The sequence below is a fragment of the Curtobacterium sp. 458 genome, assembly GCF_030406605.1.
Classification (GTDB): Bacteria; Actinomycetota; Actinomycetes; order Actinomycetales; family Microbacteriaceae; genus Curtobacterium.
This window is the reverse complement of the sequence record NZ_CP129104.1, coordinates 673,881-694,356: the sequence shown is the minus strand read 5'-3', so window position 1 is coordinate 694,356 and position 20,476 is coordinate 673,881. Positions and strand designations below refer to the sequence as shown.

At 72.3% G+C, this 20,476-nt stretch carries 21 protein-coding genes; 17 read left to right on the top strand and 4 right to left on the bottom strand.

All coding sequences use genetic code 11. The features are described 5' to 3' along the window. Positions 1 to 4: 4 nt before the first annotated feature. The gene (locus tag QPJ90_RS03335) at positions 5 to 673 is read left to right on the top strand and encodes a pentapeptide repeat-containing protein (RefSeq protein WP_290133054.1); all 669 of its coding nucleotides are present in this window, start codon (positions 5 to 7) and stop codon (positions 671 to 673) included. On the opposite strand, the gene QPJ90_RS03330 is transcribed toward QPJ90_RS03335, so the two are convergent. Continuing rightward, complete coding sequence (locus QPJ90_RS03330) at positions 658 to 1,662, bottom strand: NAD(P)/FAD-dependent oxidoreductase (RefSeq protein WP_290133053.1); 1,005 nt, start codon at positions 1,660 to 1,662, stop codon at positions 658 to 660. The genes QPJ90_RS03335 and QPJ90_RS03330 overlap by 16 nt on opposite strands. Positions 1,663 to 1,728: 66 nt before the next feature. Here QPJ90_RS03330 and QPJ90_RS03325 point away from each other — a divergent pair, with 66 nt between their 5' ends. Continuing rightward, complete coding sequence (locus QPJ90_RS03325) at positions 1,729 to 2,337, top strand: helix-turn-helix transcriptional regulator (protein WP_290133052.1); 609 nt, start codon at positions 1,729 to 1,731, stop codon at positions 2,335 to 2,337. Here QPJ90_RS03325 and QPJ90_RS03320 read toward each other — a convergent pair. Next, on the bottom strand, positions 2,334 to 3,026 hold the full coding sequence (locus tag QPJ90_RS03320; protein ID WP_290133051.1) for a hypothetical protein: 693 nt from the start codon (positions 3,024 to 3,026) through the stop codon (positions 2,334 to 2,336). The genes QPJ90_RS03325 and QPJ90_RS03320 overlap by 4 nt on opposite strands. 210 nt (positions 3,027 to 3,236) lie before the next feature. Continuing rightward, positions 3,237 to 4,226 (bottom strand): substrate-binding domain-containing protein, encoded by a 990-nt coding sequence (locus tag QPJ90_RS03315; RefSeq protein WP_290133050.1) that lies wholly within the window; start codon positions 4,224 to 4,226, stop codon positions 3,237 to 3,239. Between the two features lie 94 nt (positions 4,227 to 4,320). Here QPJ90_RS03315 and QPJ90_RS03310 point away from each other — a divergent pair, with 94 nt between their 5' ends. From QPJ90_RS03310 to QPJ90_RS03255, 12 genes are all read left to right on the top strand, one after another. Then, complete coding sequence (locus QPJ90_RS03310) at positions 4,321 to 5,595, top strand: extracellular solute-binding protein (RefSeq protein ID WP_290133049.1); 1,275 nt, start codon at positions 4,321 to 4,323, stop codon at positions 5,593 to 5,595. Positions 5,596 to 5,600: 5 nt separating this feature from the next. Beyond that, complete coding sequence (locus tag QPJ90_RS03305; RefSeq protein WP_290133048.1) at positions 5,601 to 6,641, top strand: sugar ABC transporter permease; 1,041 nt, start codon at positions 5,601 to 5,603, stop codon at positions 6,639 to 6,641. Continuing rightward, positions 6,638 to 7,552 carry a carbohydrate ABC transporter permease gene (locus tag QPJ90_RS03300; protein ID WP_290133047.1) on the top strand — a complete coding sequence of 305 codons (915 nt, stop codon included), beginning with the start codon at positions 6,638 to 6,640 and terminating at the stop codon, positions 7,550 to 7,552. Before QPJ90_RS03305 ends, QPJ90_RS03300 begins: the two co-directional genes overlap by 4 nt. Then, positions 7,549 to 9,489: a glycogen debranching N-terminal domain-containing protein gene (locus tag QPJ90_RS03295; RefSeq protein ID WP_290133046.1), complete on the top strand. Its 1,941-nt coding sequence runs from the start codon at positions 7,549 to 7,551 to the stop codon at positions 9,487 to 9,489. The genes QPJ90_RS03300 and QPJ90_RS03295 overlap by 4 nt, the downstream gene beginning before the upstream one ends. A gap of 144 nt (positions 9,490 to 9,633) precedes the next feature. Next, positions 9,634 to 10,419 (top strand): hypothetical protein, encoded by a 786-nt coding sequence (locus QPJ90_RS03290; protein ID WP_290133045.1) that lies wholly within the window; start codon positions 9,634 to 9,636, stop codon positions 10,417 to 10,419. Continuing rightward, on the top strand, positions 10,416 to 10,868 hold the full coding sequence (locus QPJ90_RS03285) for a phage holin family protein (RefSeq protein ID WP_290133044.1): 453 nt from the start codon (positions 10,416 to 10,418) through the stop codon (positions 10,866 to 10,868). The genes QPJ90_RS03290 and QPJ90_RS03285 overlap by 4 nt, the downstream gene beginning before the upstream one ends. Further along, the gene (locus QPJ90_RS03280; protein WP_290133043.1) at positions 10,865 to 11,455 is read left to right on the top strand and encodes a DUF3618 domain-containing protein; all 591 of its coding nucleotides are present in this window, start codon (positions 10,865 to 10,867) and stop codon (positions 11,453 to 11,455) included. The genes QPJ90_RS03285 and QPJ90_RS03280 overlap by 4 nt, the downstream gene beginning before the upstream one ends. A 78-nt stretch (positions 11,456 to 11,533) precedes the next feature. Continuing rightward, entirely contained in the window at positions 11,534 to 12,175 is a 642-nt protein-coding gene (locus QPJ90_RS03275) for an MBL fold metallo-hydrolase (RefSeq protein WP_290133042.1), read from the top strand. Positions 12,176 to 12,223: 48 nt separating this feature from the next. Beyond that, a complete protein-coding gene (locus tag QPJ90_RS03270; protein ID WP_290133041.1) occupies positions 12,224 to 12,904 on the top strand; it encodes an HAD family hydrolase in 681 nt (226 codons plus the stop codon). A 66-nt stretch (positions 12,905 to 12,970) separates the two neighbouring features. Further along, positions 12,971 to 13,453: a GNAT family N-acetyltransferase gene (locus QPJ90_RS03265; RefSeq protein WP_290133040.1), complete on the top strand. Its 483-nt coding sequence runs from the start codon at positions 12,971 to 12,973 to the stop codon at positions 13,451 to 13,453. Between the two features lie 49 nt (positions 13,454 to 13,502). After that, a complete protein-coding gene (locus QPJ90_RS03260) occupies positions 13,503 to 14,129 on the top strand; it encodes a TetR/AcrR family transcriptional regulator (RefSeq protein WP_290133039.1) in 627 nt (208 codons plus the stop codon). Then, positions 14,126 to 15,808 (top strand): MDR family MFS transporter, encoded by a 1,683-nt coding sequence (locus QPJ90_RS03255; RefSeq protein ID WP_290133038.1) that lies wholly within the window; start codon positions 14,126 to 14,128, stop codon positions 15,806 to 15,808. The genes QPJ90_RS03260 and QPJ90_RS03255 overlap by 4 nt, the downstream gene beginning before the upstream one ends. A gap of 186 nt (positions 15,809 to 15,994) precedes the next feature. On the opposite strand, the gene QPJ90_RS03250 is transcribed toward QPJ90_RS03255, so the two are convergent. Beyond that, positions 15,995 to 16,981: a LacI family DNA-binding transcriptional regulator gene (locus QPJ90_RS03250; protein ID WP_290133037.1), complete on the bottom strand. Its 987-nt coding sequence runs from the start codon at positions 16,979 to 16,981 to the stop codon at positions 15,995 to 15,997. A 183-nt stretch (positions 16,982 to 17,164) separates the two neighbouring features. Here QPJ90_RS03250 and QPJ90_RS03245 point away from each other — a divergent pair, with 183 nt between their 5' ends. The 3 genes from QPJ90_RS03245 to QPJ90_RS03235 are packed head-to-tail and all read left to right on the top strand — an operon-like array spanning position 17,165 to position 20,450. Beyond that, complete coding sequence (locus QPJ90_RS03245; RefSeq protein WP_290134160.1) at positions 17,165 to 18,181, top strand: nucleoside hydrolase; 1,017 nt, start codon at positions 17,165 to 17,167, stop codon at positions 18,179 to 18,181. A gap of 5 nt (positions 18,182 to 18,186) precedes the next feature. Further along, positions 18,187 to 19,596, top strand: a complete 1,410-nt coding sequence (locus QPJ90_RS03240) for an MFS transporter (RefSeq protein ID WP_290133036.1) — start codon at positions 18,187 to 18,189, stop codon at positions 19,594 to 19,596. Next, the gene (locus QPJ90_RS03235; protein ID WP_290133035.1) at positions 19,593 to 20,450 is read left to right on the top strand and encodes a ribokinase; all 858 of its coding nucleotides are present in this window, start codon (positions 19,593 to 19,595) and stop codon (positions 20,448 to 20,450) included. The genes QPJ90_RS03240 and QPJ90_RS03235 overlap by 4 nt, the downstream gene beginning before the upstream one ends. The last annotated feature ends 26 nt before the right edge of the window (positions 20,451 to 20,476 follow it).

Sequence of the window (20,476 nt, the reverse complement as noted above, 5' to 3'; positions counted from 1 at the left end):
GCGCATGGCCCGCAGAACCGACGGCACCGACGCCCCGCGCACCACCGTCTCGTCCCCGTCCGACCTCGAACCGTGGACGCCCGGCCCCGGCGACGTGCTGTCCGGCGACCGGATCGAGGGCAAGCGCATCGCGGTGCTCGACCTCGCCGGTGAGCGCCTGCCCGATGTCGAGCTCGAGGAGTCCGTCGTCGAGACCCTCCGCGCCGGCGACGCAGACCTCCGTGGGCTGCGGGTCCGGGACACCGTGGTCGAGGAACTGGACGCACCCGTGCTCCGCGTCTCGAGCAGCACCTGGCGCGACGTCCGGGTCACGGGCGGGCGCGTCGGGTCCGCCGAGCTCTACGACTCCGGGCTGAACGGCGTCGAGTTCGTCGGCATGAAGCTCGGGTTCGTGAACCTCCGCGGAGCGTCCCTCACCGACGTCGTCTTCCGCGACTGCGTGGTCGACGAGCTCGACCTCGCCGACGCGAAGCTGCTCCGGGTGGCGTTCCCGGGCACGCGGATCCGGGCGGTCGAGGGGACGAACACCCGGATCGAGCACGTGGACCTCCGCGAGGCCGACCTCGACCGGGTGGAGCGGCTCGAAGGCCTCCGCGGCGCGACGATCGGCACCGACCAGCTCTACACGCTCGCTCCGCTGCTGGCGGCGCAGGCGGGCTACCGCGTCGACTGAACCCGAGGCGAACCCGACCCCGACGCCGCCGCCGCAGCGACCGCCTCCGCGAGCTCCGCCTGCACGAGATCCCCGTGCACGGCCGCACCGACCGCCGTCCCCGCAGCGGCGGACGCGATCACCGTCGCCATCGGCGCGGTCACGTTCCCGGCCGCGTACACGCCACGCACCGCCGTCTGCCCGACCCCGTCGACCGTCAGCGCACTCCCGAACCGGTGGTCACCCACGACGAAGTCGGTGGCCTCCAGGCCGACCCCGGAGAGGAAGTCCACCCGCGCCTCGACCGTGCTCGCGGCGGCGAGGGCGTCGAGGGCCACGAACTCGCCGGACCCGAGGGCCACGCCGGTCAGTCGGTCGCCCTCGGACTCCACCGCCGCGACCGGCTGGCGCACGACCGTGATCCCGCGGGCGCGGAGACCTGCCAGAGCGGTGTCGTCGACGAGCGTCTCATCGGCGACGAACGCGGTCACGTCATCGCTCAGTGCGCGGAACATGAGGGCGTGGTGGGCACCGTTCGGGGTCGTCACGAGCACGCCGATGCGCCGATCGCGGATCTCCCACCCGTGGCAGAACGGGCAGTGCACGACCCCGCGCCCCCACTGCTCCGCGAGCCCCGGGACCTCCGGCAGGACGTCGACGGCGCCGGAGGCGACGACCAGCCTGCGTGCCGTCACGACCGCGCCCGAGTCGAACGTGACCGAGAAGCCGACGGCGTCGGTCCCGTCTCCGTCCGTGGCGGACGTCGCCACGATCCTCCCGGCCGTCACCTCGACGTCGTGTGCGGCGACCTCCTCGCGACCGACGCGACCGAGCTCCGCGGGTGACGCACCTTCGCGCCCGAGGTAGTTGTGGATGCCTGCCGCGGGGGCGTTGCGGGGCTCGCCGGCGTCGACGACCAGGACCGAGCGCCGGGACCGGCCGAGGATGAGGGCTGCTGACAGGCCGGCGGCCGCGCCGCCGACGACGATGACGTCGAAGTGATCTCGCATGCCGGCAGCATGCGCGACGTGCCTGCCGATCAGCAAAGGACGTTGCCGTCATGGCAACATGGCGGCATGGCACACGACCGGGAGGCACGGATCGCCCCGCGCACGACGGCCGACGTCATCGAGGCGGTCGGTCCACGACTCCGCGCGCTGCGCGGGCGACGCGACGTCACGTTGGCGGCGCTCGCCGCCGAGACGGGGATCTCGGTGTCGACGCTCTCGCGGCTCGAGTCCGGGCAGCGCAAGCCGACCCTCGAGCTGCTCCTGCCGCTCGCGCGGGCGTACCAGGTGCCGCTCGACGACCTCGTCGGTGCGCCGCCGACGGGGGACCCGCGCGTGCACCTCAAGCCCGAGGTGCACGGCGGGCGTGTGGTCGTGCCGCTCACCCGGCGGACGGGTGGGGTCCGGTCGTTCAAGCAGCTCATCCCGCCGGAACCCGCGAACACCGACCGGACGCTGCGGACGCACGAGGGCTACGAGTGGCTGTACGTGCTGTCCGGTCGGCTCCGGCTCCTGCTCGGCGATCGGGACTTCGACCTCGGGCCGGGCGAGGTCGTCGAGTTCGACACGCACACCCCGCACTGGGTGGGCAACACCACCGACGAGGTCACCGAGGTGCTCTGCCTGTACGGGCCGCAGGGGGAGCGGGCGCACGTCCGGTCGCGCCCGGCCCGTTAGAAGACGTGGGCGACGACGTCGTCCAGCAGGCCCGACGTCGACACGTTCGACTGCTGGACGTGGATGCCGACGTCGCCGCGGGTGAAGTAGGTGTCGCCGTCGGTGACGGGGTACTGCGTGTTCTGCGAGACCTTCTGGCAGCGGTAGCCGTACCCGTCGAGCGAGCAGTCGTAGCCCTGGAGCGCGCTCTGCAGGTGCGGGTACGCCGTCGTGGAATCCACGACCGCGACGCGGATCGACAGGAAGGTGGTGTCCGCCCGAGGGTCACGCCAGACGCAGTATAGGGACTTCCCGTCGGGCTGCAGCACCGGCGTCAGGGCGTCCTTCGGCACCTCGACCGGGTCGCCGACGACGCCCGGGTCGTTCAGCGGCGCCGAGGCGAAGGCGTCGTCCCACCTGCCCGCGGTGATGAGTCCGGTGCAGGTGTCGGGGAGTGCCCCGGCGTCGTCGTCCACGCCGGGGACCGGGGTGATCGTGGACGTCGGCCGCGGCGTCGCCGTCGCTGACGGTGCCGCCGCAGATGTCGCGGCGGCGGTCGCGGCGGCGGTCGCACTCCCGGTGACGGGCGTCGCGGTCGGGTCGGACGCCGTCGTCGGCGCGCAGCCGGTCAGCACGAGTATCGCGAGGAGCGAGACCCCGATGCCCGTCCCGATCGCCGTCCTCGGTGTGTGTCGTTCCCTGCCTGCCATGACCGTCCCCCTGGTCGTCCGTGCGCTCGATCGTCCTCGAGGTGCACGGTAGCCCCTGGCCGGTCGTCCGGATCGTCCGGAGCGCGGTCGTCACCGGATCGTGGCCTGGCCGGGTGGCGGAGGTCGGCCGCTGGGCAGCGTGGCGGGGCCAGCCGCGCCAGACCACCCCCGTGGCGGGGTCCGCCGCGCTAGACCACCCGCGTGGCGGGGTCAGCCGCGCCAGACCACCCGCGGCGCGAGCAGGCGGTGGCCGGTCGTGGCCGGCAGGACCGAACGACCAGACCCCATCAGGAGCTCGACCGCCGCCGAGGCCGCCGCGTCCAGGGGCTGCTCGACGCTCGAGATCCCGACGGCCTCGGCGACCGGGGTGTCGTCGTACCCGACCACCGGCACCTCGGGTCCGAGGGCGAACCGGGCCCCGAGCGCGAGCGTGTCCGACGCGCAGACCACGGCGTCGAAGGCCGCCCCGTCGTCCACTGCCCGGGATGCGGCGGCCGCGGCCGCAGCGACGTCGTCCTCGCACGTGAGCGGCACGGGGTCGTCGTCGATCCCCGCTGCCGCCAGGGCGTCGCGCCAGCCGAGCCGGCGTTCGTCGCCCTGTCCGGATGGGCTCGGCCATCCGAGGAACCCGATCCGCCGGTGGCCTCGCGCGACGAGCCCGGCGGTCGCCTCACGGAGACCGGCCCGCCCGTCGACGTCGACCCAGGGGTGCGGGGCGTCGTCCATGTCCGGCACGCCCCACGGCCGGCCGAAGGTCACGAACGGCACGGCACGCTCGCCGAGCCATGCCGCACGCGGGTCGCCGTGGGCCGTGGAGGTCAGGACGAACCCGTCGACGTCCGACCCCTCCACGAGCCGCTCCATGTGTGCGAGCTCGTCGTCGAGGTCCGTCGCGGTGAAGAGCAGGATGCGCATCCCGCGTTCGTCGGCGCGCTCCACGAGGGCGTGGAGGAACCGGTCGAGGACCGCCCCGGAGATGCCGTGCACCGGCGGGAGTCGCACGCCGAGCGTGGAGCTCTGCCGCGTCCGGAGACGCCGGGCCGACGCGTGCGGCCGGTACCCGAGGTCGTCGATCGCGGCGCGGACGCGGGTGAGCGTGTCCGGCCGGACGACCTCGGGCCGGTTCAGCGCGTTCGACACCGTCTGCCGGGACACACCCGCGGCAGCGGCGACGTCGGCGACGGTGGCTGGTTGGGACACGGGGTTCACGCTAGCGCGTCGAAGGTGTACCGTGGACGCGTTTGATCGATCAAATTTGAACGATCGAACCCAACTCGACGAGGAGTCCTCCCTGATGCAACGACGCACAGCACGCAAGCTGACCGCCGGCGCGATCGCGCTGACCGCGGCACTGACCCTCTCCGCCTGTGGCTCGGGCTTCTCCGGCTCCGGCGGTTCCGGCGGCTCCGGCGGCTCCGGTGACGCCGGGAAGCTCACCTCGAGCGACAAGGCCCTGACCGTCCTGATCGGCTCGTCCGGCGACGCGGAGACCGCCGCGGTGAAGAGCGCCGCGTCCGCCTGGTCGAAGTCGTCCGGCACGAAGGCCACCGTGCAGGCCGCCAACAACCTCGACCAGCAGCTCGCCCAGGGCTTCGCGTCCGGCAAGCCCGCCGACGTCTTCTACGTCAGCACCTCGTCGCTCGCGGGCTACGCCTCGAACGGCTCGCTCCTGGCGTACGGCGACCAGCTGCAGGACAAGGGTGACTTCTACCCGACCCTCACGAAGTCGTTCACCCTCGACAGCAAGCTCTACTGCGCGCCGAAGGACTTCTCGACCCTCGCACTCTTCATCAACAAGGCCGACTGGAAGGCCGCGGGGCTCAGCGACTCCGACGTGCCGACCACCTGGGCCCAGCTGGAGTCGGTGTCCGAGAAGCTCACGCAGGACGGCCGTGTCGGGCTCGCCGTGAGCCCCCAGGTCGAGCGGCTCGGGGCCTTCATGGCACAGGCCGGTGGCGCGCTGACCAACAGCGACCAGACGAAGGCCACCGTCGACTCCGCTGCGAACGTCGAGGCGCTCGACTACGTCAAGGGCCTGCTCGACGACGGCTCGATGAAGTTCTCGAGCGACCTCGGCGAGAGCTGGGGCGGTGACGCGTTCGGCAAGAACAAGGCCGCGATGACGATCGAGGGCAACTGGCTCACCGGCGCGATGTCGTCCAGCTACCCGAGCGTCGGCTACGAGGTCGCGAAGCTCCCCGCGGGGCCGAAGGGCGCCGGCACGCTGCAGTTCACCAACTGCTGGGGCATCGCGAAGGACTCCCCGAACCAGAAGGCCGCGCTGTCCTTCGTCGAGAAGATGGTCGGCAAGGACCAGCAGCTCGCGTTCGCGAAGGCGTTCGGCGTCATGCCCTCCGTCGAGTCGGCCGCGGGCACCTGGAAGCAGGAGTACCCGCAGTACGCGCCGTTCCTCGACCAGGCCGGCGACGCGGTGGGTCTGCCGACGAAGAGCGGGACGGCCGACGTCATCGCGGACATGGACTCGAAGCTCGGCACGCTGAGGAGCACCGACGTGAAGACGCTGCTCGAGGGCGTCCAGAAGAACATGTCCGCCGCGCTGCAGGGCTGACCGACGTGTCCCGGAAGAACCGCGGCGAGACCGTCTCCGGCTGGCTGTTCACGGCGCCCACGGTGATCGTGCTCGGCCTGTTCCTCCTCGTCCCCGTGGTCATGGCCGCGTGGGTGAGTGTCTCGGACTGGCGCGGTGTCGGCAGCCCGTTCTCGTCCGGCGTGCAGTTCGTCGGCGGGCAGAACTACGCGAAGATCCTCGGCGGGGGCGGCCTCGACGAGCAGAACTTCGGCACCGCCCTGCGGAACAACCTCTGGTACGTGGTGTTCGTCGTGCCGCTGCAGACCGCCGTCGCGCTCGGTCTGGCCGTCCTCGTGAACGGTCGGGCCCTGCGCGGCCGCGGGTTCTTCCGGACCGCGTTCTACTTCCCCTCGGTGACGAGCTCCGTCGCGATCACGGTGCTCTGGCTGTTCCTGTTCTCGTCCACCGGTGCCGTCAACGCGATCATCGGGTGGATCGGGGTGAAGGGGCCGAACTGGTTCAACGAGCCGACCGGCATCTTCCAGCTCGGAGGGGGCAACCCGCCCGCCTTCCTCGCCGACCACACCGCGCTCGGTATCCCGTGGTCCGAGTGGCTCGCCGGGCCGTCGGTGGCGATGACGGCGTTCATCCTGCTGGCGGTGTTCACGACGAGCGGCACCTTCATGCTGCTCTTCATCGCGGCGCTGCAGAACCTGTCGCACGACGTCGACGAGGCCGCGATGATCGACGGCGCCGGCGCGTGGACGCGGTTCTGGCGGGTCACCCTGCCGCAGCTGCGCCCGACCCTCTTCACGGTGCTGACCCTCGGGCTGATCGGGACGTGGCAGGTCTTCGACCAGATCTACACGGGCACCAGGGGTGCGCCGGCGAACACCACCATCACCCCGGCGTACCTGTCGTACTCCACCGCGTTCGGGAGCCAGCAGTGGGGCGTCGGTGCGGCGATCGCCTTCATCCTGTTCGGCATCATCGTCGTCTTCGCGCTGCTGCAGCGCTGGGCGCTCCGCGAGCGTCCCGTGTCGCGGCGCCGCATGCGCTGGATCGAGCAGGGAGGGTCACGATGACCGCCACCTCCACCCGGCCGGGAGGCGCGGTGCCCGACCTCCGCGCCGCCACCGTCACGCAGTCGCCCGGCCCGGGCCGGCGGCCGCGTCGGCTCACCGGGCGCGGGATCGCCCTGCTCGTCGTCGGCGCCGTCATCGCCGTCGTCTACCTGCTGCCGTTCTACGTCGCGATCGTGAACGCCTTCAAGACCGACCAGGACGCATCGCTGCACCCGCTGGCGCTCCCCGCGACGTGGACCGGTGCCGCCTTCCGCACCCTGTTCGAGAACTCGGACTTCGGCGTGTGGGCCATGAACTCCGTCATCGTCGCGGTCTTCGTGACGCTCGGGCGGATCTTCTTCGACTCGCTCGCCGGGTACGCGCTGGCACGCCTGCGGTTCCCCGGTCGGCAGACCGTGTTCGCGCTCATCATCGCGGTGATGGCGGTGCCGAACGTCGTGCTGCTCATCCCGAAGTTCCTCGTCATCAACCAGCTGGGCATGTACGACTCGTACTCGGGCATGATCATCCCGCTGCTCGTCGACGCCGCCGGGGTGTTCATCATGAAGAACTACTTCGAGTCGATCCCCGCGAGCGTCGAGGAGCAGGCGAAGGTCGACGGCGCCGGGGTGTTCCGCACGTTCTGGTCGATCGTGCTGCCGATGGCACGACCGGCCGTCGTCACCATCACGATCCTGTCGTTCCAGGGTTCGTGGAACGAGCTCGCGCACTTCATCGTCTCGACCTCGTCGCCGAGCCTCACGACCCTGACGAAGGGCGTCGCGTCGCTCGCGTCCGGGGCGCTGAGCGCGGGCAACCAGTACCCGATCAAGCTCGCCGCCGCGTTCGTCATGACGATCCCGGTCGCCGTCGCGTTCTTCGTCTTCCAGAAGCGCATCATGAACTCCAGCGAAGGGGCGGTCAAGGAATGACCACCACGTCCACCAGCACGCCCACCACGACCGCCGAGGCCCACGTGACGCCCCTGCAACCGCTGCTCCACGACGAGGTCGTCGTGCTCGCCGCACCGACGCAGGCGTGGTCCGACCGGAACGGCGCCGTCGGCACGAACCCGGTCCACGGCTACTGGACCGGCGACCAGCGCGTGGTGTCCGCGGTCGGCGTGAGCGTCACCGGTTCGGACCTCGAGCCCGTGTCCGTCGCCCCTGCCTCAGCGCGCGAGGTGGTGTTCTCGGCGCTCCTCCGCGGACTCGACGCTCCGGGTGCCGACCCCGACGTCCGACTCGACCGCCGTCGCACCGTCCGGATCGACGGCGTGCGCGAGACCCTCCGGATCGAGGACCGTCTCGCGTCCTCGGCGGCGGGGACGGACGGCCGCACGCTCGAGGTCGTGGTCCGGATCACGCCGGACGCGAGCGGCATGGACGCGGTGAAGGGGGGCGGCGCCCCCGCGCCGGTGCCGGCCGTCCTCGCACCGGACGCCGACGCTGTCGGGGTGCGCCGTGCCTCCTGGACGGCCGGTTCGGTCGACGTGACGCTCGACGCCCCCGGAGCCGACGTCGGGCTCGACGACGGCGACGTCGTCCTCACCTGGCGCGTCCCACGCGCCCGGATCACCGAACTCGGCTGGGACTGCGCGGTCGTCGCGCCCGACGCCGTCGTCGGCGGCGCGACCACACCCGTGACCTTCTCCGCGCCGGACGGAGTCGCGGACGACCGACTGCGACGCTGGCTCGTGCGGGCGGCCGACGACCTCGACGCCCTGCGGCTCACGAGGCCGGAGGGTGAGTTCCTCGCGGCCGGTGCACCGTGGTTCTTCACGCTCTTCGGCCGCGACTCGATCTGGGCCGCGCGCTTCCTCCTGTCCGTCGACACGTCGATCGCCGCCGGCACGCTCCGGGTGCTCGCCGCGCTGCAGGGCACCCGGACCGACCCCGCGACGGCCGAGCAGCCCGGCAAGGTCATGCACGAACTCCGCCAGGCGACGCTCGCGATCGACAACGACGAGCTCTCGCTGCCGCCGCTGTACTACGGCACCGTCGACGCCACCGCGCTCTGGGTCTGCCTGCTGCACGACGCCTGGCGAGCCGGGCTGCCGGACACCGAGGTCGAGGCGCTGCTCCCTGCGCTCGAACGGGCCCTGGCGTGGATGCGAGACCACGGTGACGACGACGGTGACGGGCTGCTCGAGTACGTCGACGAGACCGGCCGCGGCCTGGCGAACCAGGGGTGGAAGGACTCCGGCGACAGCGTGCAGTGGCGCGACGGGACGCTCGCCGAGGGGCCGATCGCCCTCTGCGAGGTGCAGGGGTACGCGCACGAGGCCGCCGTCCACGGCGCCGACCTGCTCGACGCCTTCGGCCGGAGCGGGGGCCACGACTGGCGCGCGTGGGCCGCGCGGCTCGCAGAGCGCTTCCGTGAGGCCTTCTGGGTCCGCGACGAGGTCGGACCGTACCCGGCGATCGCGCTCGACGCCGCGAAGCGCCCGGTCGACTCCGCCACGAGCAACATCGGGCACCTGCTCGGCACCGGGATCCTCAGCCCCGAGGAGGAAGCCGTCGTCGCCGCCCGTGTCGTCGCCCCGGACATGGCGAGCGGGTTCGGCCTGCGCACGCTGTCCACCACGGCCGCCGGCTACTGGCCGCTGAGCTACCACGGTGGCACCGTGTGGGCGCACGACACCGCGGTCGTCATCAGTGGGCTCGTCCGGTCCGGCCACGGGGCCGAGGCCCGGGTGCTCGCCGAGCAGCTCCTCGCCGCGGCGGTCGCGTTCGACTTCCGGATGCCCGAGCTGCACGCCGGGGACGCGGCGGACGAGGCGTCCCGTCCGGCGCCGTACCCCGCCGCCTGCCGGCCGCAGGCGTGGAGCGCGGCCGCGGCGTTCCCCGTGTGGGTGGCGCTGCGCTGACCGTCGCCCGCGGGTGCTCCCGCGCACCGTGGACAGCGGGACTGCGCTGCGCGGATGGTCTGGACCGGGTCGGAGCGGGGCGGGCGCACGTTCGGTCCCGAACCCGCGGGCGTCGTGCTCGCGGTACCGAACCGGAAGGCCACCATGACCACGAACCCACCCGGGAACGACTCCGGGACCCCGATCCACGACCGCACCGCTGCCGCCGACGGCCTGCCGAGCACCAGCCCCGACGCGCCGCAGACCTACGACCCGTTCGGCGAAGGCGCCGCGCAGCACGCCGGCCGGGGTGTCGACCCCCTGCTCGACGAGCCGCTCGACGCCCTCCCCGCCGACGAACAGCTGCCGGCGACGCCGAGCGCGGCCGGCTCCGCGGGCATCGGTCTCGCGAGCGGCGACGCCGGTGCGAGCAGCAGTGGCACAGCCGACGGCGGCACCGGCAGCGGGAAGGCCGACGCGGCGAAGGGTGCGGCCCAGGACGTCGCCGGCGACGCGAAGGACAAGGCCGCGAACGTCGCCGGGACCGCCAAGGAGCAGGCCGGCAAGGTCGCCTCCGAGGCCACGGACCACGCCAAGCAGCTCTACGGTCAGGCGAGCGAGACCCTCAAGTCGCAGGCCGCCGACCAGCAGCAGCGCGCGGCGTCGGGTCTCCGCGACATCGGCGAGCAGCTCGGACGCATGGCCGAGAACGACGACGAGCAGGGCATCGCCTCGAAGGTCGTGCGCGACCTCTCGCACCGCGCAGGCAGCGCCGCCGAGTACCTCGACGGCCGCGACCCCGGCTCGCTCCTCGACGAGGTGAAGTCCTTCGCCGCGAAGCGCCCCGGCACGTTCATCGCGATCGCCGCGGGCGCGGGCATCCTCGCCGGACGCCTGACGAAGGCGCTCGCCACCGAGGTGAAGCACGAGAAGGAAGCGGACGGCGCATGAGCCAGACGCCACCGAGCGCCCACGAGACGCCGTTCGGCGAGCCGAGCCCGCAGGAGCGCGCCGCCACCACCCCGCTCGGTGAGCTGCTCTCCGACGTGTCCAGGGACCTGTCGAGCCTCTTCCGCCAGGAGGTCGCGCTCGCCAAGGCCGAGCTGACCGACTCGGCGAAGAAGGCCGGCAAGGCGGGCGGCATGTTCGGCGGCGCCGGGATCACCGCGTTCTTCGCGCTCCTGTTCCTGTCGATCGCGGCGTGGTGGGGCCTCGGGTACCTCATCGGCAACGCCTGGTCCGCCGTCGTGATCGCGGTGGTCTACGCGATCGTCGCGGCCGTCCTGGCGCTCCGCGGCCGCAAGGAGATCAAGGAGATCCAGGGCGCGCCGCAGACCGTCGAGACGGCCAAGGAAGTCCCCGAAGCACTCAAGCCCCACACCACCGGGAGGAAGTCATGAGCACCCCCAACGAGAGCCGCACCCCCGACGAGATCCGCGCTGAGATCGAACGCACGCGCGGCGAACTCGGCTCCGACGTCGACGCACTCGCCGACAAGGTCAGCCCGTCGTCCATCACCCACCGCCAGACCGAGAAGGTCAAGGGGCGGTTCCAGAACGTCCGCGAGTCCGTGATGGGCGCGGCCGACTCCGCCCGTTCGAGCGCATCGGGGTCCGCCTCCGGCGTCGCCGACCACGCGAAGGACGTCGCACACCAGGGCGTCGCCAAGGCGAAGGGCAACCCGCTCGCCGTCGGGCTCATCGCCTTCGGTGCCGGGTGGCTCGCGTCGTCGCTCATCCCGACCTCGGACAAGGAGGAGCAGCTGGCCGGTGAGCTGAAGGGCAAGGCCGCTCCGCTCGTCGAGGACGTCAAGGAGCAGGCGAAGGACCTCGGCTCGCAGCTCGGCGACGTCGCGAAGGAACACGCGCAGGACCTCAAGGGCACCGCGCAGGACGCGGCGCAGACCGTCAAGGACGAGGCGCAGGGCGCCGCGTCCGACGTGAAGGACCACGCGCAGGGCGCGGCGCAGGACGTGCGCAGCAGCTGACGCGACCGACAGTCGGCCGGGAGGCCCGTGGCGGCGCCGCCACGGGCCTCCCGTCCGCCCAGGGGTAGCGTTCAGGGCATGGAGTTGACGAAGTACACCCACGCCACGGTCGTCCTCGAGCGGGACGGCACGACCCTCGTGATCGACCCGGGCGCCTTCACCCCGGAGGCCGCCGACCTCGTGCGTGCGGCGACCGGCGTCCTCGTCACGCACGAGCACTTCGACCACTTCGACGTCGACGCGGTCCGCGCCGGGCTCGAGGCGAACCCCGCACTGGTCGTCCGTGCTCCGCAGTCCGTGGTCGACCAGCTCGGCGAGCACGACGGACGCGTCGCGTCGGTGCAGGCCGGCGACGCGTTCGCGGTCGGCCCGTTCTCGGTGCGCGTGTTCGGCGAGCAGCACGCCGTCATCCACCGTGACATCCCGACGATCGCGAACGTCGGCTACCTCGTCGACGACACCGTGTTCCACCCCGGCGACGCGTACCTCGTCCCCGGAGTCCCGGTGCCGATGCTCCTCGTGCCGACCAGCGGTCCGTGGACGCACACCGCGGAGGCGGTCGACTACGTGCGCGCGGTCGCTCCCGAGCGTGCCGTGCAGATCCACGAGGCGATGCTCAGCGAGATGGGGCAGCAGTCCACCGCACGCTTCCTGGGGTCCGACGGACTCGGGCCGGTCCCGGTGACGATCCTCGCGTCTGGGGAGTCGATCACGGTCTGACGGACAGCCCTGGGAGGCGTCACGTCGGTCGCCGAGGACCATGGCGACATGGCCGACGCACCCACGACCGCAGTCCTCTTCGACATCGACGGCACGCTCGTCGACTCCAACTACGCCCACATCGACGCCTGGTGGCGTGCGTTCACGGCGATCGGCGAGTCCGTCGACGCCTGGCGCATCCACCGGTCGATCGGCATGGACTCCGCGAAGCTGCTCGAGGCGCTGCTGCCGGACGCCTCCGACGACACCCGGGACGCCGCGAAGCAGTACCACTCGGCGTACTACGCGGAGCAGCAGCCCCGACTCCGGCTCCTGCCCGGTGCACGCGACCTGCTCGCCGCCGTGGCCGACGCCGGGCACGCGGTGGTCCTCGCCACGAGCGCGCCGGAGCCCGAGCTCGTGCGACTCCGCGAGCTGCTCGACGCCGAGGGGTGGCTGACCGCGGTCACCAGCTCCGAGGACGTCGAGCAGGCCAAGCCGGACCCGGGCATCATCGCGGTCGCGCTGGAACGGGCCGGAGTGTCCGCCGACTCCGCGGTCATGGTCGGCGACGCGGTGTGGGACGTCGAGTCGGCCGGACGGGTGGGTGTCACGAGCATCGGGGTGATGACCGGCGGCGTGGGCGGCGACGAACTCCGCGGGGCGGGCGCTGCGGCGGTGTACGACGACGCGGCCGCGGTCCTGTCGGCGTTCCGCGCGGGTGACGGGCCGATCGCCACCTTGCGGTGAGCGGCGCCGCGCGGTCATCCGGACCCGCGCGGTCATCGGCACGCGGGCGTGCCAGGATCGTTCTTCGTGATCACGATCGAACGCGTCGCCTGGGACGACCCCCGCGGGGTGGCCCTCCGCGCCACCATGGACGAGGAGATGCACGAGCGGTACGGCTCGGCGAACGCGGCGGAGGACCCTGCCGTCACCGCCGAGCGCAACCGGGTGCTGACGGTCGACCCGGCCGACGTGATCACGTCGCTCCTCGCGCTCGACGAGGACGGCACCCCGCTCGGGCACATCGCCGTCCGTCGTCTCGGCGACGAGGTCGAACTGAAGCGCCTCATCGTCCTGTCGGCCGCACGCGGCAAGGGCGCCGCCACTGCGCTGCTGGCCGAGGGTGAGCGGGTCGCGCGGGAGCAGGGAGCAGCCCGGGTGATCCTGCAGACCGGTGACAAGCAGCCCGAGGCCGTCGCGCTCTACCGCAAGACGGGCTGGGAGCAGATCCCGGTGTACACGCCGTACGCGGAGACCATGCCGTGGTCGTTCTGCTTCGCGAAGGCGCTCTAGCCGAAGAACAGCCATTGCACTCTCAGACTGATAGTGCAATTCTTGTGCGGTGAACACCACCGAACGCACCCGCGCGCTGCGCCGACGCATGATCGTCGAGGCGCGCCGTGCGACCGTCGAGCACGGGTTGCACGGCTTCACGATCGAGCAGCTCTGCGAGACCGTCGGGGTCTCCCGTCGCACGTTCTTCAACCACTTCTCCTCGAAGGACGACGCGGTGCTCGGCATCGAGCAGGGCGCGTCCGCGGCGATGCTCCGCGACTACGCCGAGCGGGCCGTCGTGGCGGAGGAGCTCGACCCGCTCGGGTCCGTCGTCGCGCTCGCCGTCGAGCAGCTCCACGTCGTCGGGCTCGACCGCGCGGACGAGGCGCTCGTCCGCCGGGTGTTCGACCGCGAACCCGCGATGGTCGCGAAGTTCCTCACGGCTGCCGACGCGCAGCTCGCCGCGGTCGCCGGCGCGGTCCGGGACCGCTTCGGTTGGCCGGACGACCCGAGCGACCACCGGGCGCAGCTGGTGGCCGAGACGGCGGCCGCCCTGCTCAAGGTCACCGCCGGCACGTACTTCGACGACACCTACGACGAGAGCACCGGTCCACCGTTCGACGTGCTGCTCACCGACAACCTCCGCCAGCTCAGGGCGGCCATCACCACCACCGGACAGGACCCCACCGCATGACCGCCACCGCGCAGGGTGCCCGGCGCACCCGCCCCGGCACCGACGGACCGCTGCTGCTCACCCAGCGGCGCATCTGGATCATCTTCTCGGCGCTCATCGCCGGGATGCTGCTGTCCAGCCTCGACCAGACCATCGTGTCGACCGCGATGCCGACCATCGTCGGCGACCTCGGCGGAGTGGCGCACCAGGCCTGGATCACGACCGGCTACCTGCTGGCCTCGACCGTCGTGATGCCGATCTACGGCAAGTTCGGTGACGTCATCGGCCGCCGGAACCTGTTCCTCGTGGCGATCGCCCTGTTCACGCTGGCGTCGCTCGGCTGCGCGATGTCCACCGACTTCTGGCAGTTCGTGGTGTTCCGCGCGCTGCAGGGCCTCGGCGGCGGCGGGCTCATGATCCTGTCGCAGGCGATCATCGCCGACATCGTGCCGGCCTCGGAGCGCGGCAAGTACCTCGGCCCGCTCGGCGCGATCTTCGGGCTCTCCGCGGTCGGCGGGCCGCTGCTCGGTGGCTTCTTCGTCGACCACATGACCTGGCACTGGGCGTTCTGGATCAACATCCCGGTCGGGATCGCGGCGTTCGCGGTGGCGTGGTTCGCGCTGACCCTACCGAGCAAGAAGGCGACGCGTCGCATCGACGGGCTGGGCGTCCTCCTGCTCTCCGCGACGACCGCCTGCCTGGTGTTCTTCACCGAGTCCGGCGGCAACCGCGACCACGGCTGGGGTGCCCCCGAGACCTGGGCCTGGGGTGCCGGGTTCCTCGTCGCCGCCGCGCTGTTCGTGTTCGTCGAGTCCCGCGCCGAGGACCCGATCATCCCGCTGTCGTTCTTCCGCAACCGCACGTTCGTGACCGCGACCGCGATCGGCTTCGTGCTCGGCGTCGGCATGTTCGCGGCGATCGGCTTCGTCCCGACGTTCCTGCAGATGGCGTCGGGCACCTCGGCCGCGGTGTCCGGCCTGCTGATGCTGCCGATGATGGCCGGCCTGATGGGGACCTCGATCCTCTCCGGCACGCTCATCACGAAGACCGGCAAGTACCGGATGTTCCCGATCGTCGGCACGATCCTGGTCGGCCTCGCGATGCTCTCGATGACGACCCTCGCGGCGAGCACCCCGATCTGGCTCATCTGCGTCTACCTGTTCGTGTTCGGCGCCGGGCTCGGGCTCATCATGCAGGTGGTCGTCCTCGTGGCGCAGAACGCCGTCCTGCCGGAGCAGGTCGGCACCGCGACGTCGACGAACAACTACTTCCGCGAGGTCGGCGCCTCCCTCGGGGTGGCCGTCTTCGGCGCACTGTTCACCTCGCGCCTGACCGACGCGCTCCGCGACGTGTTCACGAGCGCCGGTGGCAGCGCGTCCGACGCGGCGTCCGCGAGCGCGAGCATCGACCCGACGGCGCTCGCGAAGCTCCCGCAGGCGATCCAGGACGGCATCGTGAACGCCTACGCGGACTCGCTCGCGCCGGTGTTCTGGTACCTCCTGCCGTTCATCGCGGTCGCGCTCGTGCTCGCACTGTTCATCCCGCAGATGCAGCTCGCCGACGTGGCCGGGATGGTCGCCCGCGGCGAGGCCGTCGGCGGTGCCGAGGCCGACGAGCTCGAGCGCGCGCAGCGCGGCCCGGCTGCACCGGCCGCTGCGGCTCCCGCCGGGACGGAGGGCGACGGCCGAGACTCGGCCTGACCGGTTCCCCGCGTCACCACCGACGGACGGGAGGCACGGTGCCAGCTGGCACCGCGCCTCCCGTCCGTCATGTGGTGCTCCGGCACTCGCCGGGACCACGCGCGTCCTGTCACCATCGCGAAAGCGACAGCATGCCGCGGACCGGACGCACGCACCTGTCGCTCTCGCGGCACAGAGGTGGTCGCGTCAGCCGGCGGTGCTGGCGCGGACGACGAGTCGTGTGGGGAGCGACGGCACCTCCGCGGCACCGCCGTCGAACGTCGCGAGGAGGCGGAGCGCTGCAGCCCGGCCGAGGTCCGCTCCCGGCAGGGCCACGCTCGTCAGCGCCGGAGCGGTGACCGAGGACGACGGCAGGTCGTCGAAGCCCGCGACCGCGAGCTGGCCCGGGACGCGCAGTCCCCGGTCCGCGGCCACCCGCAGGACGCCGTACGCCAGGGTGTCGGCGGCCGCGACGACCGCCGTGACCCCGTCGGCGACCCACGGGTCGAGCAGCTCCGACGCCACCGAGGCACCGGCGTCCACCGTGAGGTCCGCGCGCCCGACGAGCGGCGACACCGTGAGTCCGGCGGCGGTCGCAGCACCCTCGAGCAGGCGTCGGCGGAGCGCGAAGGTCGCCGCGCGGGAGGTGCCGTCGAGGTACCCGATCCGGCGGTGCCCGGCACCGGCAAGGTGCTCGACCAGCTCGTGCACGCCGGTCGTCAGGTCGTAGTTCACGGCGTCGGCCCCGCCCGGGGCGTCGAGCTGCACGACGGGCACGCTGGCGGAGAGGTCCTCGCCGGCGGCCGGAGCGTCGACGAGGATGCCGGCCGGTCGGAGCCGCTCGAAGCGCCGCACGTCCGAGGTCTCGGGCTGCCGTCCGCGCTCGGTGACCGAGAGCACGAGCTGGAAGCGGTCGGTCAGGGTGTCCCGGACACCGCGGATGACCTCGGCGAAGAACGGGTTCGACAGGTCGGGGGCGATGAGCACCACGAGGTCGCCACTGCCACGGGCGAGGGAGCTCGCGGCGTGGTCGACGACGTACCCGAGCTCGTCGACCGCTGTCCGGACCCGTTCGGCGATCGGGGCCGAGACGCGGCCGCGGTCCTTCCCGTTGACCACGAGCGAGACGGTGGCGATGCTGGTGCCGGCGCGCTCGGCGACCATCGCGGCGGTGACGCGGGTGGGGGAGGACACCTGCCGATCGTACCGACAGGCCTCGCAGCAACTTGACGTCAAACGCTTGACGTGGTTCCATGTCAAACGCTTGACGTGCCGCGGGAGCTGATTCCTCCGCCGCGGACCCCACCGCGTCAGGCCTCGACGTTCCATCCCCGACGAAGTGGAGACCCCGTGGCAGAAGACCGCGTGCCGGCTCGCGTGCCGAGCAAGATCATCCTCGACTGCGACCCCGGCCACGACGACGCCGTCGCGATGCTGCTCGCCCACGGGAACCCCGACATCGACCTGCTCGCCGTGACCACGGTCGTCGGCAACCAGACCCTCCCGAAGGTCACCCGCAACGCCCTCGCCGTCGCCCGCATCGCCGGCATCACCGGCATCCCGTTCGCCGCAGGCTCGCCCCGACCGCTCCTGCGCGAGATCGAGGTGGCCGAGGACATCCACGGCGAGAGCGGCCTCGACGGGCCGATGCTCCCCGAACCGTCGTTCGACCTCGACGAGCGGCACGCGGTCGACCTCATCATCGACACCGTCATGGCGCACGAGCCCGGGACGGTCACGCTCGTCCCGACCGCCGGCCTGACGAACATCGCCCTCGCGGCCCGCAAGGAGCCCCGCATCGTCGAGCGCGTCAAGGAGGTCGTCCTGATGGGCGGCGGCCTGCACGTCGGCAACTGGAGCCCGGTCGCCGAGTTCAACATCGTCATCGACCCCGAAGCCGCGGACATCGTCTTCAGCGCCGGGTGGGACGTCGTCATGGTCGGGCTCGACCTGACGCACCAGGCACTCGCCACCCCGGAGGTCGCCGCCCGCATCGCCGCCGTCGGCACCGGCCCGGCCGCGTTCGTCGGCGAGCTCCTCGACTTCTTCGGGCAGACCTACCAGGACGCCCAGGGCTTCGACGCGCCGCCCGTGCACGACCCCTGCGCCGTCGCGTACGTCATCGACCCGACCGTCGTGCGCGCCGTGAAGGTGCCGATCACCGTGGAGACGAAGGGGGAGCACACCCTCGGCATGACCGTCGCCGACTTCCGCGCCCCGGCCCCGGCGGACTGCCGCACGAGCGCCGCGACCGAGCTCGACCACGGCCGGTTCTGGGACCTCGTCGTCGACGCCCTCGAGCGCATCGGCGAGACGCCCGACACCGGCTGGACCCCGCGTGCCGCAGCCTCCACCCTCACCGACCCCGACACCGCCGTCACCCCGGAGCACTGACCCCCATGACCACCACCTCGACGAAGAAGTCGATCGGCGCACTGACCGCCGCACTGCTCGCCGCCTGCGTCGCGTTCCAGCTGAACGCGAGCATGCTCAGCCCCGCCCTCGTCACGATGGCGCGCGAGCTCCGCACCGACGACGCGACGATCGGGCTCTCGCAGACCCTGTTCTTCACCCTCGCAGCGCTGTTCTCGTTGTTCCTGCCCCGACTGTCGGACATCGTCGGCCGGAAGCGCGTCCTGCTCGGCATGCTCGTCGTGATGCTCGTCGGCAGCGTCGTGGCCGCCCTCGCCGTCAACGTCCCGATGCTGTTCGTCGGCCGCATGATCCAGGGCGTCACCGGGCCGGTCGTGCCGATCGGCCTGCTCATCCTCCGCAACGAGATCGCCGACCCGAAGCGCTACGGCGCCGCGCTCGGCCTGCTCACCGCGGTCAACGGCGGCATCGCGGGCGTGGACGCCCTCGCAGGCGGGTGGATCGCCACGCACTTCGGCTTCCGCGGGATCTTCTGGGTGATCGCCGTCGTCACGGTGGTGGCCGCGCTCATGGTCGCCGTGTGGGGCGTCGAGTCGAAGCCGTCCGCCGGCACCCGGATGGACTGGTGGGGTGTCCTGCCGCTCGTCGTCAGCGTCGGCGCCCTGCTCACCGCGTTCAACGAGGCGGGCAAGCTCGCGGCCGCGGACTGGGCGCTCGTGGTCGGCGGGATCGTCGTCGCCCTCGTCGCGTTCGGCGTCTTCTGGGCGGTCGAGTCGCGGGTCCGGGAACCCCTCGTCGAGACGCGGTTCCTCAAGCGCCGCGGCACCTGGGCGCTCCTCGTCACGACCCTGCTCACGATGACCGGTGTCTTCGCGGTGGTCAACGGGCTGGTCACGTCGCTCGCGCAGAACACGGAGGTGGGCTTCGGGATGGAGGCCGACCTCGCCTCGCTCGCGTTCCTCACGCCGTACGCGCTGGTCGGCTGGATCGTCGGGCCGTTCGCCGGTCGGCTCGCGCCGACCCTCGGCTACCGGGCCGTCCTCCGCGTCGGCCTCGTCGGGAGCATCGTCGCGACGCTCGTGATGGCCTTCGTCGGCGTGCACTCGCTCCCGGTGCTCGTCGTCGCGACGGTCCTGATCGGCATCACCTACGCGGGCATCGCGAACATCATCCTCAACGGACTGGGCATCGTGCTCTCGCCCGAGTCGAACCCGGGGTTCCTGCCCGGCCTGAACGCCGGGGCGTTCAACCTCGGCGCGGGCATCAGCTTCGCGGTCCTCCCAGCGTTGCAGATCGCGCTCGGGACCGGTGGGTCCGCGGGTACCGCCGGGTACTCCGGTGGCATGCTGCTCGGGGCCGTGATCACGTGCGCGGCCCTCGCCACGTCCTTCCTCATCCCGCGCCCGGCCTCGGCCGAGACAGGAGCAGCCGCATGACCGGCATCGTCGTCGTGGGCAGCCTCAACGCGGACCTCGTGGTCCGCACCGAGCGCTTCCCGAAGCCAGGTGAGACCCTGCAGGGCTCGGACCTCGCGATCCTTCCCGGCGGCAAGTCCGCCAACCAGGCGGTGGCAGCCGGGAGGCTCGGGGGCACGGTGCGCATGATCGGTGCGGTCGGCGACGACGGGAACGGTGCGCTGCTCCGCGACTCCGTCGCGGCGGCCGGGGTCGACACGACGCACGTCGCCGTCCGGCAGGGAACGGCGACCGGCACCGCCGTCATCACGGTCGACGGCGCGGGGGAGAACACCATCGTGATCTCCGCCGGCGCGAACGGCACGCTGACGCCGGACGACGTCCCCGCCGACGCCTTCGCCGACGCCCGTGTGCTCGGGCTCTGCCTCGAGGTCTCGATCGACGTCGTGCTCGCCGCCGCCCGCGCCGCGCACGACGCCGGGGTCACCGTGCTGACGAACCTGTCGCCGTTCGGCGCCGTCCCGCAGGAGCTCCTCGACCTGACCGACGTCCTGCTCGTGAACGAGCACGAGGCGGCCGAGCTCGGCGACCACGGTGTCGCGCGCTCGATCGTCACCCGGGGCGGAGCGGGCTGCACCGTGCACGACGGCGACGCGGACCCGGTGTCGGTCGACGCCGTCCGCGTGGACCCGGTCGACACCACGGGCTGCGGCGACGCGTTCATGGGGGCGGTGGCGCTCCGGCTCGCCGCCGGGGACTCCCTCGCCGACGCGGCCCACTTCGCCGTCGGGGTCGGGGCGTACGCCGCGACGAAGCCGGGCGCGCAGGCGTCCTACCCGACCACCGCCGAGCTGGAGGCGTTCCTGCGGGCGTGAGCCGCGCCTCCCGGCCGCTAGCGTGG